Source organism: Telluria sp. AIW5, from assembly GCF_056680575.1.
Window position 1 is genome coordinate 3,986,509 of the sequence record NZ_CM155289.1, and the last position, 15,708, is coordinate 4,002,216.

Annotated in this window: 15 protein-coding genes; 1 reads left to right on the forward strand and 14 read right to left on the reverse strand. The window is 64.8% G+C overall.

The annotated features are described in order from the left end of the window. Positions 1-22: 22 nt before the first annotated feature. The 10 genes from AC1MEM_RS17680 to AC1MEM_RS17725 form a co-directional block, all read right to left on the reverse strand. Positions 23-1,369: an MFS transporter gene (locus AC1MEM_RS17680; protein ID WP_499472652.1), complete on the reverse strand. Its 1,347-nt coding sequence runs from the start codon at positions 1,367-1,369 to the stop codon at positions 23-25. Positions 1,370-1,424: 55 nt separating this feature from the next. Then, positions 1,425-2,681: a benzoate/H(+) symporter BenE family transporter gene (locus AC1MEM_RS17685; protein WP_499472654.1), complete on the reverse strand. Its 1,257-nt coding sequence runs from the start codon at positions 2,679-2,681 to the stop codon at positions 1,425-1,427. Positions 2,682-2,749: 68 nt separating this feature from the next. Continuing rightward, complete coding sequence (gene pcaD, locus AC1MEM_RS17690) at positions 2,750-3,529, reverse strand: 3-oxoadipate enol-lactonase (RefSeq protein WP_499472656.1); 780 nt, start codon at positions 3,527-3,529, stop codon at positions 2,750-2,752. A 12-nt stretch (positions 3,530-3,541) separates the two neighbouring features. Then, positions 3,542-4,339 carry a 1,6-dihydroxycyclohexa-2,4-diene-1-carboxylate dehydrogenase gene (locus tag AC1MEM_RS17695; RefSeq protein WP_499472658.1) on the reverse strand — a complete coding sequence of 266 codons (798 nt, stop codon included), beginning with the start codon at positions 4,337-4,339 and terminating at the stop codon, positions 3,542-3,544. 2 nt (positions 4,340-4,341) lie between these two features. Next, positions 4,342-5,361 carry a benzoate 1,2-dioxygenase electron transfer component BenC gene (gene benC, locus AC1MEM_RS17700; protein WP_499472659.1) on the reverse strand — a complete coding sequence of 340 codons (1,020 nt, stop codon included), beginning with the start codon at positions 5,359-5,361 and terminating at the stop codon, positions 4,342-4,344. 50 nt (positions 5,362-5,411) lie between these two features. Continuing rightward, entirely contained in the window at positions 5,412-5,915 is a 504-nt protein-coding gene (benB, locus tag AC1MEM_RS17705) for a benzoate 1,2-dioxygenase small subunit (RefSeq protein ID WP_499472661.1), read from the reverse strand. Then, a complete protein-coding gene (gene benA / locus AC1MEM_RS17710; protein WP_499472663.1) occupies positions 5,912-7,327 on the reverse strand; it encodes a benzoate 1,2-dioxygenase large subunit in 1,416 nt (471 codons plus the stop codon). The genes benB and benA overlap by 4 nt, the downstream gene beginning before the upstream one ends. A 23-nt stretch (positions 7,328-7,350) precedes the next feature. After that, the gene (gene catA / locus AC1MEM_RS17715) at positions 7,351-8,271 is read right to left on the reverse strand and encodes a catechol 1,2-dioxygenase (protein ID WP_499472665.1); all 921 of its coding nucleotides are present in this window, start codon (positions 8,269-8,271) and stop codon (positions 7,351-7,353) included. Between the two features lie 43 nt (positions 8,272-8,314). Then, positions 8,315-8,605, reverse strand: a complete 291-nt coding sequence (gene catC / locus AC1MEM_RS17720; RefSeq protein WP_499472667.1) for a muconolactone Delta-isomerase — start codon at positions 8,603-8,605, stop codon at positions 8,315-8,317. A 48-nt stretch (positions 8,606-8,653) separates the two neighbouring features. Continuing rightward, on the reverse strand, positions 8,654-9,763 hold the full coding sequence (locus AC1MEM_RS17725; RefSeq protein WP_499472669.1) for a muconate/chloromuconate family cycloisomerase: 1,110 nt from the start codon (positions 9,761-9,763) through the stop codon (positions 8,654-8,656). Between the two features lie 102 nt (positions 9,764-9,865). Between AC1MEM_RS17725 and AC1MEM_RS17730 the strand changes: the two genes are divergently transcribed. After that, positions 9,866-10,780, forward strand: coding sequence for a LysR family transcriptional regulator (locus tag AC1MEM_RS17730; protein WP_499472670.1), 915 nt, complete (start codon positions 9,866-9,868; stop codon positions 10,778-10,780). A 109-nt stretch (positions 10,781-10,889) separates the two neighbouring features. Here the strand turns inward: AC1MEM_RS17730 and AC1MEM_RS17735 are convergent, their stop codons facing one another. The 4 genes from AC1MEM_RS17735 to AC1MEM_RS17750 form a co-directional block, all read right to left on the reverse strand. Continuing rightward, entirely contained in the window at positions 10,890-11,615 is a 726-nt protein-coding gene (locus AC1MEM_RS17735; RefSeq protein WP_499472672.1) for a 3-hydroxyacyl-CoA dehydrogenase family protein, read from the reverse strand. A 73-nt stretch (positions 11,616-11,688) separates the two neighbouring features. Beyond that, positions 11,689-13,278, reverse strand: coding sequence for an isocitrate lyase (locus AC1MEM_RS17740; protein WP_499472674.1), 1,590 nt, complete (start codon positions 13,276-13,278; stop codon positions 11,689-11,691). 576 nt (positions 13,279-13,854) lie between these two features. Next, positions 13,855-14,367, reverse strand: coding sequence for a GNAT family N-acetyltransferase (locus AC1MEM_RS17745; RefSeq protein ID WP_499472676.1), 513 nt, complete (start codon positions 14,365-14,367; stop codon positions 13,855-13,857). 369 nt (positions 14,368-14,736) lie between these two features. After that, complete coding sequence (locus tag AC1MEM_RS17750; protein WP_499472678.1) at positions 14,737-15,639, reverse strand: LysR family transcriptional regulator; 903 nt, start codon at positions 15,637-15,639, stop codon at positions 14,737-14,739. Positions 15,640-15,708: the final 69 nt, after the last annotated feature.

Consider the following 15,708-nt stretch of genomic DNA (forward strand, 5'->3'; position numbering starts at 1 on the left):
GCGGATGAAAGGCGCAGGCCGCTCAGGCGGCGTTGCGGACGGGACTCGCCAGCGGCACGGCCGCCGTGGCCGAACGCTCATGACGGATCAGCGACACAGCGATGGTGGCCACGATGGCGGGAATGGCGATGGCGAGGAAATTCTGCTGCAGCGGCAGCGACATGCCGACCAGGGTACCGATCACGATCGGCGCCAGGATCGCGCCGCTGCGGCCGACGCCCGAGGCCCAGCCGATGCCGGTCGAACGGATCGCGGCCGGATAGAACTGGCCGGCATAGGCGTAGGTGACGATCTGGGTGCCGATCGTCGAGGCGCCGGCCAGGCCCACCAGCAGGAACAGCACCGGCGTCGAAACCGGGTAGCCGAGCAGCGTGATCGACACCGCCGCCAGCGCATACATGGCCACCAGCACATACTTGATGTGGAAGCGGTCCGCGAGCCAGCCGCCGCCCACCGCCCCGATCACGGCGCCGAAGTTCAGCACCAGCACGAAGGTCAAGGCGGAGCCGAGGCTGTAGCCGGCGCCGGCCATCAGCTTGGTCAGCCAGGAGCTCAGCGCATACACCATGAACAGGCACATGAAGAAGGCAATCCAGAACATGATGGTGGAAAACGCGCGGCCATCGTGGAAGAGTTTGCCCACGGGTGCGCCGGATGCGCGGTCGACCGCCGGCAGGTCGAAGCTGTCGCCTGGCTGCGCACGGTAAGTCGGGTCGAGACGCAGCACGATCTTCTTCAGTTCCTCCAGGCGGCCCTGCTTCACGAGGAAAGGCATCGATTCCGGCATCGACTTCAGGACGAAGGGGATCAGGAGCACCGGCACGCCGGCGGCCAGGAACACCGATTGCCAGCCGTACTGCTCGATCAGGCCCTTGCCGAGGATGGCGGCGAGCATGCCGCCGACGGCATAGCCGCTGAACATCAGGGTCACCATCGTGGCGCGGATCTTGCGCGGCGAGTATTCGGTCATTTGCGCCACCACGTTCGGCATGACGCCGCCGATGCCCAGGCCCGCCAGGAAGCGCATCGCGCTGAACACATACGGATCGTGGGTCAGGCCGGCGCCGGCGGTGAACACGCTGAACAGCGCGAGGCAGATGACGATGGTCCAGCGCCGGCCGATGCGGTCGGCCAGGGTGCCGAGGAAGATGGCGCCGAACATCATGCCGAACAGCGCGGAGCTCACCATGAAGCCCGCGTTTTGCGCGGTCACGCCCATGTCCTTCATGATCGACGGCACGGCGATGCCGGCCACGGCCAGGTCGTAGCCGTCGCAGATGATGATGAGGGCGCACCACAGTAATAGCGAGGCGTGGAAGCCGTTGAATTTCGCCGCGTCGGCGATGTTGTGAATGTCGATGTGTCGCATGCCAGGTGCCATAATCCGTGTCTCCGTTATCGTTGGTTTGTGTTGCGAACTGCTTTTACTTCTTGATGCTGTGCTGTTTCTTTGCTCCCGCGTGCAGGATCCACCAGGCGATCATGCCGATCACGATGCCCCAGAAGGCCGAGCCCAGCCCGAGGAAGGTCATGCCGGATGCGGTGGCGAGGAAGGTGACGACCGAGGCTTCGCGGTGGTCGTCCGCGGCCACGATGCCTGCGAGGTTGGCCATGATCGGCCCCAGCAGCGCCAGGCCCGCCAGGGTGACGACCAGTTCCTTCGGCAGGGCCGCGAACAGCATCACGATCGAGCCGCCGCACAGGCCCGCCAGCAGGTAGAACACGCCGTTGGCGAGGCCGGCGACATAGCGCTTGCGCGGGTCTTCATGGGCGTCCGGTCCGGTGCACATGGCGGCCGTGATGGCGGCGATCGCGATCGTGATCCCGCCGGTGCAGGCCACCGCCAGCGAGGCGACACTGTTGACGGTCATGATCGAACGTACGCTGGTGGCGTAACCGGAAGTCTTCAGGACCGCCATGCCGGGCAGGTACTGGCCGGCCAGGGTCACCAGCACCAGCGGCAGGGCCAGGCTGAAGGTGCTCGACCAGGACCAGCTTGGGGCGATGAATTGCGGCGCGACCAGCTGCAGCCGGACACCCGAGAAATGCGTCGCGTCCAGCAGGAGCGCCAGCAGCACGCCGGCGACCAGCAGCAGCATCACGCTGTAGCGCGGCGCCCAGCGCCGGAACACCAGGTAAGCGAGGATCATGCCGCAGGCCAGCAGCGGCAGCGTGCCGGTCGAGCGGAAGGCGTTCAGGCCGAAGGGCAGCAGGATCCCGGCCATCATGCCGCTGGCGATGCCTTTCGGGACATGGGCCATGAGGCGGTCGAAGCTGCCGGACAAGCCGATGACGAGCAGGATCGCGGCGGCCGTCAGGTAGGCGCCGATCGCCTCGCCCAGCGACAGGCCGGGAAACAGCGTGATGAGCAAGGCGGTGCCCGGCGCCGACCAGGCAGTGATGATCGGCGCGCGCAGCACCCAGCTCAGGACAATGCCGGAGACGGCCGCGCCGATCGAAATGCCCCACACCCAGGAGGCGAAGGCGGCGCTGTCGACCTGGGCCGCCTGGGCCGCCTGGTAAAAGATGGCCAGCGGCCCGGTGAACGAGACCAGCACCGCGAGGAAGCCCGCGGTGACGCTGGAGGCCGACCAGTCGGACCAGGATCGCCTGGCGACGCGGTCAGCCTGTTGCACTTCCGGTGCAGCATCCGCCGGCCTTTGATGACCAGTCTGTAGCATGCGTGTCTCCCTTGATGAAATCGTTTGCGGCCTGCGTTTGGCCTGTCTTTGGCCCGTTTTTGGCCAACCTAGGCCAGCAGGAACGGCAGGACGGCGTCGCTGAACCGGTCCGGTGCTTCGATGTTCGACAGGTGCGAAGCCGGCAGCGTCGCCACGGTCGCACCCGCGATGGCGGCGCCAAGCAGCTGCGCATCGGCCACCGTCGTCACCGGATCAAAGCTGCCCGCGATGACCAGGGCCGGGGCGGCGACGCTGCGCACATCCTGCGTCAGGTCGGCCGCGGCCAGGGCCTCGCAACAGGCGGCATAGCCTTCCGGGACGAGTGAGCGCAGGGTCTTCTGCATCGAGCCGACCACGACCTGCTGGCGGGCGACGAATTCCGGCGTGAACCATCGTCCTGGGGCACCGGCGGCGATCTCGTCCATGCCTTCCGCGCGCACGGCGGCGGCCCGTGCATGCCAGCCGTCCGGCGTGCCGATGCGCGAAGCGGTATTCGCCAGCACCAGTTTGTCCAGGCGGTCCGGCGCATGGGCACCCAGCCACTGGCCGATGACGCCGCCCATCGACAGGCCGATGAAGTGGGCGCGGTTGACGTCGAGGTGGTCGAGCAAGGCCAGCACATCGCGCCCGAGCAGCTCGATCGTGTACGGTCCGGGCGTCGCGCTCGAGGCACCATGCCCGCGGGTGTCGTAGCGCACCACGTGGAAGCGCGTCGCCAGTACGCAGGCCTGCGCGTCCCACATCGACAAGTCGGTGCCGAGGGAATTCGACAGCACGACGGTCGGCCGCGTACGCTCGCCGTCGCAACGGACGTTGAGGCTGGCGCCGTTGAGGGGAATGATCGCCATGATGTTCTCCAGTTAGCCCTGGTCGCCGCCGGCGACCGGCAGCACGCTGCCGGTGATGTAGGACGCTTCATCGGACGCCAGGAACAGGATGGCGCGCACCTGCTCGTCGATGGTGCCGTAGCGGTGCATGAGGCTCGAGTTGATCGTCTGGTCGACGATGCCCTGGTACCAGACTTGCTCCTGCGCGCTCAGCGGATTCGGATTGCGCGGCACGATGCGCGGCGGAGCTTCGGTGCCTCCGGTCGCCACCGCATTGACGCGGATACCGTCCTCCGCGTGTTCGAACGCCAGGCTGGCGGTCAGGGCGTTCACGCCGCCCTTGGCGGCCGAATAGGGAATCCGGTGGATGCCGCGCGTGGCCACCGACGACACGTTGACGATCGCCCCGCCCTTCTGCGCGATCATCGCCGGGAGGACTGCGCGGCAGCACCACAGCGTCGGGAACAGCGAGCGGCGGATTTCACGCTCGATCTGGTCTACCTCGTACTCCTGGTAGGGCTTGGCCCAGATCGTGCCGCCGACGTTATTCACCAGCACGTCGATACGGCCGAATTCGCGCAGCGCGGTTTCCATCAGCGCGCTGGCGCCGGCCCAGGTCTCCAGGTCGACGTTCGCGAGCGTGACCAGGGCGCCCAGCGCCTGCGCTTCGGCGCCCACTTCGTCCAGCACCGGGGCACGGTCCGCCAGTACCAGTTGCGCACCCTCGCGCGCAGCCGCCAGCGCCACGCCGCGCCCGATGCCCTGGGCCGCACCCGTGACGACGACGACCTTCCCTTCAAAACGTTTAGCAGCGCTCACGCTTGTGTTCATGTTCATGCTCCTGCGTTCGGCGAAAATTTCTCGTAATGGAAACTGGCCGGATTGACGCCGGTCTCCGTGAACCAGCCGCGCACCGCGTCGACCATCGGTGGCGGACCGCAGAGGTAGACATCGACCTCGCCGTCGTTCATCCAGCCTGGTTCGACATGGGCGGTGGCATAGCCCTTGCGCGGATGCGTGCTCTCGGGCGCGGCCACGCAGGTGACGAAGCTGAAGTTCGGATGTGCCTGCGCGATGCGCTCGAGCTCATCGAGGCCGACCAGGTCGACGTCGTTGGTGACGGCATACACCATCCGCACCGGCTGCGCGAAGCCGCTCTTGTCCAGGCTCGCCAGCATCGACAGGAAGGGCGCGATGCCGGTACCGCCGGCCAGGAACAGCACCGGCCGTTCCACGGGACGCAGGTAGAAGCTGCCGAAAGGCCCGAGGAAGGAAATCGCGTCGCCGTCCCGCGCACCGTCGGTCAGGTAAGCGCTCATGCGTCCGTTCGGGACGTTGCGCACGACGAATTCGACGCGGCCTGCACCCGGCGCGGAACTGAAGGAATACGAGCGGGTCAGCTCGGTGCCGGGGATCTTGACGTTGACGTACTGGCCGGGCAGGAAGCCGGGCGCCGCACCCTCGTCGAGATCGATGGCGAAGCGGATCGTCGATGGCGAGAACTGCTCGACCGCGGCGATTTTTCCCTGGTAGCTGTGGGCGCCGGACTTGCAGGCCTGCGAGGTCGCCAGGATCTTGACGACGCAATCGCTTTTCGGCCGCATCTGGCAGGCCAGCACAAAGCCCTTCGCCGCGTCGGCGGGTTCGAGCGCGTCGTCGATATAGCTGGACTCCGGCATGTCGTAGCTGCCCGATTCGCAATGCGCGCGGCAGGTGCCGCAGGCGCCGTCGCGGCAGTCGAGCGGAATGTTGACGCGCTGGCGATAGGCGGCGTCCGACAGCGTTTCCTTGTCGTTGCACGCGATGAAGCGGGTGATCCCGTCTTCGAACTGCAGGGCGATGTGATGGCTCATGATCTGTTTCCTTGCCGGAGGGGCCTGGTCGGCCGCCCCGGCTTCAACTTTTAAATGTGATACACGTCGATGACCTGGTGGATGTAGTCGTTTTTCAGGACGACATACTTGTCCAGGATGCGCGCTTGCCGGTTACCTGGTTCGCCGCCGAAATCGATCACGTAGCGCGACATGCCGAAGTACGAAAAATCGGTCTTGTAGCGGTGGCTCAGCGTGTGCCAGTTGAAGCGCACCGTGACCACCGACCCTTCCTGCTTTTCGATCTCGACGTTGGCGATGTTGTGGCTGGTGCGCGTGTCGGGCACGGTGGCGCTCGAACGTTCGGTCTTGATCCGGAACACGCGGTCTTCCAAGCCCTGGCGGGTCGGGTAGTAGATCAGCGAGATCTCGCGCTGCGGGTCGCTCACCAGCTTGCCGTCGTCGTCCCAGGACGGCATCCAGAAGCGCGCGTCCGGGTCGTAGCAGGCGAGCCATTCGTCCCAGGCTTCGTCGTCCAGCAGGCGCGCCTCGCGGTAGAGGAAAGCGGCGACCTCGTTCACGGTAAGGGCGCTCATGCCTGCTCCCCCTGGGTGGCCGGCGCGGCTTGCACCGTTTGCGCCGCCTGGGCGCGCTGCATGACGCCGAGCCAGTAGCGGTGCTGCACCGTGTACAGGCCTTCGTCCTCGGTACGCACGCCGCTCATCACGGGTGCGAGGCCGATTTCCTTGGCCGCCTCGTCCGGGCCCTGGATCCAGTGCGTGGAACCGCGGCACATGTCGTTCCAGGGTGCGGCGCCGCCGGCGTAACCGGCCTGGCAGGCGCGGAATTCTTCCAGGTCGTCCGGGGTCGCCATGCCGCTGACGTTGAAGAAGTCCTCGTACTGGCGGATGCGGCGGGCACGGGCTTCGTCGGACTCGCCTTTCGGCGCGATGCAGTAGATCGTCACTTCCGTCTTGTCGACCGAGATCGGGCGCAGCAGGCGGATCTGGGACCCGAACTGGTCCATCAGGTAGACGTTCGGGTACAGGCACAGGTTGCGCGAGCGCTCGACCATCCAGTCCGCGGTAGGCTTGCCGTACTGCGCCGCGTACTCGGCGTGGCGCGGGTAGTTCGGCCGGTCCTCGGGATTGGCCCACTGCGTCCACAGCAGCATGTGGCCATGATCGAAGGCGTAGAAGCCGCCGCCCTGGCGTCCCCACTTGCCGGCATCCATGGCGCGGATCTTGTCCTCGCGCTCGGCCTCTTCCTTGCGGCGGTTGGTCGTGGCGGCGTAGTTCCAGTGCACGGCCGAGACGTGGTAGCCGTCGGCGCCGTTTTCCGCCTGCAGCTTCCAGTTGCCCTCGAAGGTGTAGGTGGAGGCGCCGCGCAGCACTTCCAGGCCGTCGGGCGACTGGTTGACGATCATGTCGATGATCTTCGCCGCCTCGCCGAGGAATTCCTCGATCGACGGCACGTCCGGGTTCAGGCTGCCGAACAGGAAGCCCTTGTAGTTGGCGAAGCGCGCCACCTTGGTGAGGTCGTGCGAGCCTTCCTTGTTGAAGCCTTCCGGATAGCCCGCCTCTTCCGGATCCTTCACCTTCAGCAGCTTGCCGCTGTTATTGAAAGTCCAGCCGTGGAACGGGCAGGTATAGGTCGCCTTGTTGCCGCGTTTCAGGCGGCACAGCTGGGCGCCGCGGTGGCTGCAGGCGTTGATGAACGCGTTCAGCTCGCCCTGGCGGTTGCGCGCGATGAAGATCGGCTGGCGGCCCATGTGGGTCGTGTAGTAATCGTTGTTGTTCGGGATCTGGCTTTCGTGGGCCAGGTAGATCCAGTTACCCTCGAAGATGTGTTTCATCTCGAGTTCGAACAGGGCCGGATCGGTGAAGGCGCTCCGGTTCAGGCGGTAGTCGCCGGTGGCGTGGTCTTCCACGAGCAGCGAATCGAGGTCGAGCTTCGCCGCTGCCGCAGGGCTGGAGGCGCCCGCGGACACAGGATGGATCGGGATCATGGTGTTCTCCTTGGCGCCCGGGCTCAGGCGGCGGCGCGCTGGCGCTCGACTTGCGCGCTCGGCGCGGTGTCGACGTCACGGTGCAGGCGGAAGTCGAAGTCGATGCTGGCGAACGGCTTGTCCTGGCCGCGGGCGGCGAGCGCTGCCGGATCCGCGACGCGGCTGACCGGCGGCACCAGGCCCTCACGGCTGGCGAAGGCGAAGTCGTCCCACAGGTATTCGTCGCCGTCGATGTTGATCTGGGTGGTCAGCTTGCGCTGGCCCGGGGCGCTCACGAAGAAGTGGATGTGCGCCGGACGCTGGCCGTGGCGGCCCAGCTGGTCGAGCAGCGTGGCGGTGCTTCCGCCCGGAGGACAGCCATAACCCTTCGGCATGATCGACTGGAAGGAGTAGCGGCCGGCGGCGTCGGTGATGATCGAGCGGCGCAGGTTGAAATGCGACTGGGTCGAATCGAAGAACGAGTAGTTGCCCAACAGGTTGGCGTGCCAGACTTCGACTTTCGCGCCAGGCAGCGGCTTGCCCTGGGCGTCGTACACGGTGCCCTGCATGAACAGCACTTCGGCCTGGTCGCTCTCGGTGCCGTCGTCGAGACGGGCAAAGCCCTGGCTCTCCGGTGCGCCGGCAACGTACAGCGGGCCTTCGATGGTGCGTGGCGTACCGCCTTCGAGACCGGCACGGGCCTCGGCTTCGTCGGCGCGGATGTCCATGAAGCGCTCCAGGCCCAGGCCCGGGGTCAGCAGGCCGAGTTCATTGTTCTTGCCGGCCTTGGTCAGGAAGTCGATGCCAGTCCAGAATTCGCTCGGCTGGATGTCGAGGTCTTCCATGGCCTTGCACAGGTCCGCGACCAGGCGCAGGACGATGGCCTGCACGCGCGGGTTGGCCGGACGCTCGGCGGCGTCGACGATCCATTCTTTCGCGAGCTGGTCGATTTCTTGGTGGTTCATTTTTGTCTCCTGATTGGCTGGGGTTTTGGACGAAATTCAAAAATCACAGGTCGCCGGCGCGCACCGAGGACGGGTGCCGGCACATGGGTGTTACCTCGATGCGCATGTAGGGGAACAGCGGCAAGGACATCAACAGCGCGTGCAATTCTTCATTGCCCGGCACATCGAAAATACTGACGTTGGCGTAGCGGCCGGCGACGCGCCACAGGTGGCGCCAGCTGCCCTCTTCCTGCAGGCGCTGCGCGAGCGCCTTTTCTTCCGCCTTGAGCGCGTCGGCCTGGTCCTTCGGCATCGACTGCGGCAGCTGGACTTCCATCGTTACGTGAAACAGCATAGCTTTCTCCTGTGTGACTGATTTATGCGCGGGGATCAGGCGCGAGGATTAGGCGCGACGCAGGCGGCGCAGCTTGTCGGCGTCGACCCGCACGCCCAGGCCCGGCTTCGACGGCACCTGCAGCGCGAAGTCGGCGTATACCAGCGGTTCTTCCAGCACTTCCTCGGTGAGCAGCAGCGGGCCGAACAGCTCGGTGTCCCAGGAAAGGTCGGTGAAGGTGGCGCACAGGTGGGCCGTGGCCGCGGTACCGACGCCGCCTTCGAGCATCGTGCCGCCATACAGGCCGATGCCGGCCATCTGGGCGACGGTGGCGACCTGCTGCGCGGGCACCAGGCCGCCGGACTGGGCGATCTTCACCGCGAAGACATCGGCGCCATTGGTGCGTGCGATATTGAAGGCGTCGATCGGGCCGTGCAGCGCCTCGTCGGCCATCACGGCCACGTCGAAGCGCTCCGCCAGGCGCCGCAAGGCGTCGCGGTTGTCGGCGCGTACCGGCTGCTCGACCAGGTCGATGCCGCCCGCTTCCAGCTGGGCGATGCCGCGCACGGCTTCCAGTTCGCTCCAGGCCTGGTTGACGTCGACCCGCACGCTGGCGCGGTCGCCGAGGGCGCGCTTGATGGCCAGCACGTGATTCACGTCTTCCTGCAGGGCGCGGGCGCCGATCTTGAGCTTGAAGATGCGGTGGCGACGCTTCTCCAGCATCACTTCGGCTTCGGCGATGTCTTTCGCGGTGTCGCCGCTGGCCAGGGTCCAGGCCACCGGCAGCGCGTCGCGCACCCGGCCGCCGAGCAGTTCGGAGAGCGGCACGCCGAGGCGTTGGCCCTGCGCGTCCAGCAGCGCAGTCTCGATGGCGCATTTCGCGAAGCGGTTGCCCTGGATCGTCTTGCGCAGCTTCTTCATCAGGGGAGCGACGCCGGCTGCGTCCATACCCATGATGAGCGGAGCGATGTGGGCGTCGATATTCGCCTTGATGCTTTCCGGGCTTTCTTCGCCGTAGTTCAAACCGCCAATCGTGGTGGCCTCACCCCAGCCTTCGATGCCGTCGTCGCAACGGATCCGAACCAGGACCAGCGTTTGCGTGTTCATCGTCGCGACGGACAGCTTGTGCGGGCGGATGGTCGGGACATCGACAAGCGTGGTTTCGATTTCGCGAATCATATTCAGTTCGTATAATGTGTGTAGGTGAATACACGATATTCCCAGAACAGATAAGCGTCCAACACTGATTTAGTATGGTTTTGATACCCTGGAGGTATGAACATGGAATTGCGTCATTTGCGCTATTTCGTCGCTGTCGCCGATGAGAAAAACTTTACGCGCGCAGCGGAGCGCCTCAGCATTGCGCAGCCGCCGCTGAGCCGGCAGATCCAGCAGCTGGAAGAAGAGTTGGGGGTGGTACTGATCGAAAAAGGCTCGCGCCCCCTGCGCCTGACCGAGGCCGGCAAGTTCTTTCATGCGCACGCCGCGGAATTGCTGGCCAAGGCCTCGGACCTGAAGGCCATGACCCAGCGCGTCGGCAAGATCGACCGCAAGTTCGCGATCGGCTTCGTCGCTTCGACCCTGTATGGCCTGCTGCCGGAAATCGTCCGCCGCTTTCGCAACCGCTATCAGTCGCTCGAGATCAGCTTTCACGAGCTGACCACGATGGAGCAGCTGCAGGCCCTGAAGGAAGGACGGATCGATGTGGGTTTCGGGCGCCTGAAAAGCCAGGATCCGGCGATTCGCCGCATCGTGCTGCGCGAGGAAGCGATGATCGTCGCCCTGCCAACCGGCCATCGGCTGGGCGCGACCGACCGCCCCCTGGCGCTGTCGGAACTGGTGCAGGAGACGCTGCTGGTGTACCCGAAAAACCCGCGCCCGAGTTTCGCCGACCAGGTGCTCAATACGTTCAACGAGCGCAACCTGGTGCCGCAAGCGGTGCTGGAGGTGCGCGAACTGCAGATCGCCATCGGCCTGGTGGGCGCCGGCCAGGGCATCGCCATCGTCCCGCAAAGCCTGCAAGGCATGATCCGCACCGATGTCGTCTACCGGCCGCTGGACGACGTCCAGGCGGTGTCGCCGATCATCTTCAGCGCGCGCCACATGGACCGCTCACCCGAGCTGACGAACATGCTGGACGTGATCTACGAGATCTACGACGAACTGGGCATCGCGCACGTGAAGCACGTGCTGTAAGGGGTGCCGCAGCCGGGATGGGATGCCCGGCTGCCGGTGGCGGGCGCGACAGGAAACGTGCGTGGACCGGGCCGGCCTGCCGCGCCGCACCACCCATTGAGATGAGGGTTTATTGCAGGCGCTGCGCGGCGCCGGGTTCCTGCGTTGCGGAGCCGTGGCGCAGGCTCGATACGGTCGTCAGCTTGCGCAGTTTCCCGGACAGTGACATGACCGTGGCCAGGGTCTGTTCGGACGTCCCCTTTGCCGGCACAAACTCCCACGTCGCCCTCTCGTTTGCAGGGTGCAGGATCCGCAAGCCCAGCACCTCGCCGGAACGCCGGGTGAAGCGCGCAAGCTGGTTCACGTCGCAACCGGCATCGGCAGTCATGAGGATGGCGCCTGGCCTGGCGACGTCGTCCAGCCGGCGGAACAAGGCCTCCTTGACGCCCATACCCGTGACTACGGTGTCGATCACCAGGTCGCAGTCCTTCAAGTGATGGAAGTAGGCCGTGCCGGCCAACAGCGCCAGGCGCCGGTCGCGCGCATCCGCTGCCAGAGCGCCGTGCGTGACCGCGTCCTGGCAACGCGACCGCGCCGTCGCCAGCGCCTTGTCGAGCGACGCCCGTTCGCGGTCGACGATCGTTACCGGAATGCCGGCGTCCAGCAAGCGCATGGCGATGCCGATACCGGTGGCATTGGCGCCGATGATGCCGACCCTGCCAACCGGCCGCGGGACGGGGTCCGCGGAGAGGCCGATATGGTGTTCCGTTGTGCGCTCCGTTGTGCGCTCCGGGAGCGGGACCGGCGTCCGGACCTGCCGGCCGCCGTCGCGCAGTTCGCAATTCATTTCACTCATGCTTGTTCCTTGAAATAGTTGACCGGATAACCGGCGCAGCAGGCCCGCGACTGCGGGCCTGCTGCGCGCTCCGTCAGAACTGGTTCATCGTGTTGTGTTTGCCCGAAGCCTTGAGTGCCGCTTCGCCGCTGAAATACTCCTTGTGGTCATCGCCCAGGTCCGAGCCGGACATGTTCTGGTGCTTGACGCAGGCGATGCCCTGGCGGATTTCCTTGCGCTGCACCCCGGCGACATAGCCCAACATGCCCTGCTCGCCGAAATATTCCTTCGCCAGGTTGTCGGTCGACAGCGCGGCGGTATGGTAGGTCGGCAGCGTGATCAGGTGATGGAAGATGCCCGCTTCACGCGCGGCGTCCGCCTGGAAGGTACGGATGCGCTCGTCGGCCTGGCGCGCCAGTTCGGAGTCGTCGTATTCCACGCTCATCAGCTGCGAGCGCTCGTAGGCCGAGACGTCGAGGCCCTCGGCCTTCATGCTGTCGAACACCTGCTGGCGGAAGTTCAGGGTCCAGTTGAAGGACGGGCTGTTGTTGTACACCAGCTTGGCGTTCGGGATGACCTTGCGGATTTCCTTGACCATGCCGCCGATCTGCGCGATGTGCGGCTTCTCGGTTTCGATCCACAGCAGGTCGGCGCCGTTCTGCAGCGAGGTAATGCAGTCGAGCACGCAACGCGCCTCGCCGGTGCCCTCGCGGAACTGGAACAGGTTGCTGGCCAGGCGCTTCGGGCGCAGCAGTTTGCCGTCGCGCTTGAGGACGACGTCGCCATTCGCCATCGCATCGAGCGACACCTCTTCCACGTCGAGGAAGCTGTTGTACTGGTCGCCCAGGTCGCCCGGTTCGCGGGTGTAGGCGATCTGCTTGGTCAGGCCGGCGCCCAGCGAATCGGTACGCGCCACGATGAGGCCGTCGTCGACACCGAGTTCCAGGAAGGCGTAACGCACGGCCCGGATCTTGGCGAGGAAATCCTCGTGCGGCACGGTGACCTTGCCGTCCTGGTGGCCGCACTGCTTCTCGTCCGACACCTGGTTTTCGATCTGGATGCAGCAGGCGCCCGCTTCGATCATCTGCTTGGCCATCAGGTAGGTTGCTTCCGCATTGCCGAAGCCGGCATCGATGTCGGCGATGATCGGCACCACGTGGGTGACGAAATTATCGATCTTGTCCTGGATGGCGGCGCGCGCCGAGGTGTCAACTGCGTCGGTGCTGTCGAGCTGGCGGAACAGGCCGCCCAGTTCGCGCGCGTCGGCCTGGCGCAGGAAGGTGTACAGCTCCTTGATCAATGCCGCCACCGCGGTCTTCTCGTGCATCGACTGGTCCGGCAGCGGGCCGAATTCCGAGCGCAGCGCGGCAACCATCCAGCCCGACAGGTACAGGTAGCGGCGGTCGGTATTGTTGAAGTGCTTTTTAATGGAGATCATCTTTTGCTGGCCGATGAAGCCGTGCCAGCATCCCAGCGACTGCGTGTACTGCGACGGATCGGCGTCGTAATTGGCCATGTCGCGACGCATGATGCCGGCCGTGTAGCGGGCAATATCGAGGCCGGTCTGGAAGCGGTTCTGCGCGCGCATGCGTGCCGCGGACTCGGGGTTGATGGCATCCCACGCGCTGCCCTGCTGCTCTTTGAGGCTGGCGATGGACTGGATATCGTTCTGGTACTGGGACATGATGACACTCCATGAAAGATGAATCGAAACCTGTTGCATTCCTGCTGTGCGCACCGTGTGGAGCGAACCGCAAGCACATGGGTTCATCATAAGCGCAAAATGCCGTATGTTTTATGTCTTATATAAGACTTTGTTTATATTTATAGTCTTGAAAATCAGTGACTTAAGCCACTCATTTCACATTCCGGAACAATGTTTTGTGCAATGAGATAGCGCGCCCGCTATTCTCCGCGCGACAGTTCACGATGTGAAATGGGATTTGATCGGGTGAAAAACGGAGGGACCTACGCTGGCCGCCATGGCCAGGGCCCATGCCGCCGGCGGCCTTTGTTCTTGAGGTCGACGCGCGGGCATGCCCGCCCTACGTTACACGGCGGTCTCGACCAACAATGACGACGGTGGCGCACCGTACGGGGTCATCGAGGCCAATGGCTTCGATGACGGATTCACTGGGCATGCCCGCGCGTTATGCTGGCCCGGGACAGCTCATCCGCGCTTGACTGAACGGCATTAGTGCTCGACGGGGACCGGGCTGGCGGTGATTCAGTCCGTCAAATCGGGGGGACCACGACGCGCCTAAGCAGTCTTGATCCAATAGCGACGCGCCAGTTGCCCTTCGTCGAAGGTAGTGCGTTCAAAAACGCCACCATTCGATTCAATGACTTTCCAGGATCCGACATTCGCGTCCTTGCAGGTGACGAGGAGCTGGGAAAGTCCGATTTTCTTCGCTTCGGGAATGGCGAGGGCCAGCATTCTTGTCGCATACCCCTTGCGCCTTTCGCTCGGGCAGATGCCGTAGCCAATGTGGCCGCCAGTCTCGATGAGGTTGGGATGGTGAATGTGGTGGCGAATCTGGATGGCACCGAAAAGTTTCGAACTTTCGGTATCGGCGAGAAGAAACAAGTGTGCCGGCACGCGCGCTGGATCCGATTCGGTCGGTTCGCGCTGGACGATCGACAGGAATTCGTCGAAGTCTTTTCCCGTAAAAAGCCGGCCCGGAGAGGTGGGCGTTTCGACAGTACGCCACCGATGAACCATGTCTTCGTAGGCAGCGCGATGTTTTTCGTTTGGAAATTCCAGAATGAGCATAAGGGAAAGAAATACCGAAAATGGATGCGTCAGCCTAAAAGGTATTTACAAAGAGCGCCAAATTCGCTGACCTGATGATGAGAGACGGCTTGTGGCCAACTGCCGTCGATTGTACTCGACCGTCTGCAGGAAATTGAGATTCTGCGAACAACGCGCGCTGCGCGGCAATGCCGTTCAGTTAAGCGCGGATGAGCTGCCCCGGGCCAGCATAACGCGTGGGCATGCCCAGTGAACCCGTCATCGAGGCCATTGGCCTCGATGACCCCGTACGGTGCGCCACCGTCGTCATTTGGTCGAGACCGCTGTGTAACGTCGGGCGGGCATGCCCGCGCGTCGACCTCAAGAACAAAGGCCGCCCCGGTGTGGTGCCTATTCCGCAAACAGTTCCGCCACCAGTCCCCGCAGCCAGCGGTTGCCTTCATCCTGGTTATAGCGGCGGTGCCAGAACATATTGGTTTGCAGCGCCGGCAGGCCCAGCGGCGAGGCGGCGACCGTCAGCCCGAAGGGCCCGGCCGCGCGCTCGGCCAGCTTTTGCGGCACCGTCGCCACCAGGTCGGTCGTGCTGACGATATAGGGAACGGCTGCAAAATGCGGCACGCTGAACGAGGCCTCCAGTGCGATCCCGGCTTTGCGCAGCGCTTCGTTGATGCCGTCATACGGGCTTTCCATCGAGCTCACGACCAGGTGCCGGGCGGCGCTGAACTGCGCCAGGGTCGACAAGTGCCCGCCGAGCGGATGCCCGCGGCGGCACAGGCTGACATAGGCCTGCCGGAACAGCCGCCGCTGGTAGAACACGGCGGGCGCATCCTCGAAGGCGCCGATCGCGAGGTCTACCCTGCCGGCCGCCATTTCGGTGCGCAGGTCGACCAGGCCGGCGCGCACCGAGGCGATGTCGACCTGCGGCGCCCGGGTTGCACAGGCGTCGATCAGCCCGGGCATGAAATAGGTTTCGCCGACGTCGGTCATGGCGATCGTGAAGCGGCGCCGGGTCGATCCCGGATCGAAGGCCTGCGCCGGCTTGAACGCCTCTTCCAGGTGGGCGAGCGCCGCCGCCACCGGCTCGGCCATCCGTTCGGCAAAGGGCGTCGGCTGCATGCCCGCGGGCGTACGCACGAACAGCTCGTCGCCGGTGCTGCGGCGCAAACGCGCCAGCGCGTTGCTGACCGCCGATTGCGTCACCTTCAGGCGCTTCGCGGCCGCCGAGATCTGGCGCTCGCGCAGCACTTCGTGGAAGACGAGCAGCAGGTTCAGGTCGATTTCCCGCAGGTTCACGGCGGCGCTCCATTTCCAACGTAAATAGACATAATTTTGCTATTTATACCGTAAACGTCGCTAGACTTC

What these genes read in the sequence shown, in the direction of transcription:
- benC (WP_499472659.1), bottom strand. Translation starts at nt 5,361, where the DNA reads ATGAGCCATCACATCGCCCTGCAGTTCGAAGACGGGATCACCCGCTTC.
- pcaD (WP_499472656.1), bottom strand. Translation starts at nt 3,529, where the DNA reads ATGGCGATCATTCCCCTCAACGGCGCCAGCCTCAACGTCCGTTGCGAC.
- catA (WP_499472665.1), bottom strand. Translation starts at nt 8,271, where the DNA reads ATGAACCACCAAGAAATCGACCAGCTCGCGAAAGAATGGATCGTCGAC.
- AC1MEM_RS17735 (WP_499472672.1), bottom strand. Translation starts at nt 11,615, where the DNA reads ATGAGTGAAATGAATTGCGAACTGCGCGACGGCGGCCGGCAGGTCCGG.
- AC1MEM_RS17745 (WP_499472676.1), bottom strand. Translation starts at nt 14,367, where the DNA reads ATGCTCATTCTGGAATTTCCAAACGAAAAACATCGCGCTGCCTACGAA.
- AC1MEM_RS17725 (WP_499472669.1), bottom strand. Translation starts at nt 9,763, where the DNA reads ATGATTCGCGAAATCGAAACCACGCTTGTCGATGTCCCGACCATCCGC.
- AC1MEM_RS17730 (WP_499472670.1), top strand. Translation starts at nt 9,866, where the DNA reads ATGGAATTGCGTCATTTGCGCTATTTCGTCGCTGTCGCCGATGAGAAA.
- benB (WP_499472661.1), bottom strand. Translation starts at nt 5,915, where the DNA reads ATGAGCGCCCTTACCGTGAACGAGGTCGCCGCTTTCCTCTACCGCGAG.
- benA (WP_499472663.1), bottom strand. Translation starts at nt 7,327, where the DNA reads ATGATCCCGATCCATCCTGTGTCCGCGGGCGCCTCCAGCCCTGCGGCA.
- AC1MEM_RS17740 (WP_499472674.1), bottom strand. Translation starts at nt 13,278, where the DNA reads ATGTCCCAGTACCAGAACGATATCCAGTCCATCGCCAGCCTCAAAGAG.
- catC (WP_499472667.1), bottom strand. Translation starts at nt 8,605, where the DNA reads ATGCTGTTTCACGTAACGATGGAAGTCCAGCTGCCGCAGTCGATGCCG.
- AC1MEM_RS17680 (WP_499472652.1), bottom strand. Translation starts at nt 1,369, where the DNA reads ATGCGACACATCGACATTCACAACATCGCCGACGCGGCGAAATTCAAC.
- AC1MEM_RS17685 (WP_499472654.1), bottom strand. Translation starts at nt 2,681, where the DNA reads ATGCTACAGACTGGTCATCAAAGGCCGGCGGATGCTGCACCGGAAGTG.
- AC1MEM_RS17695 (WP_499472658.1), bottom strand. Translation starts at nt 4,339, where the DNA reads ATGAACACAAGCGTGAGCGCTGCTAAACGTTTTGAAGGGAAGGTCGTC.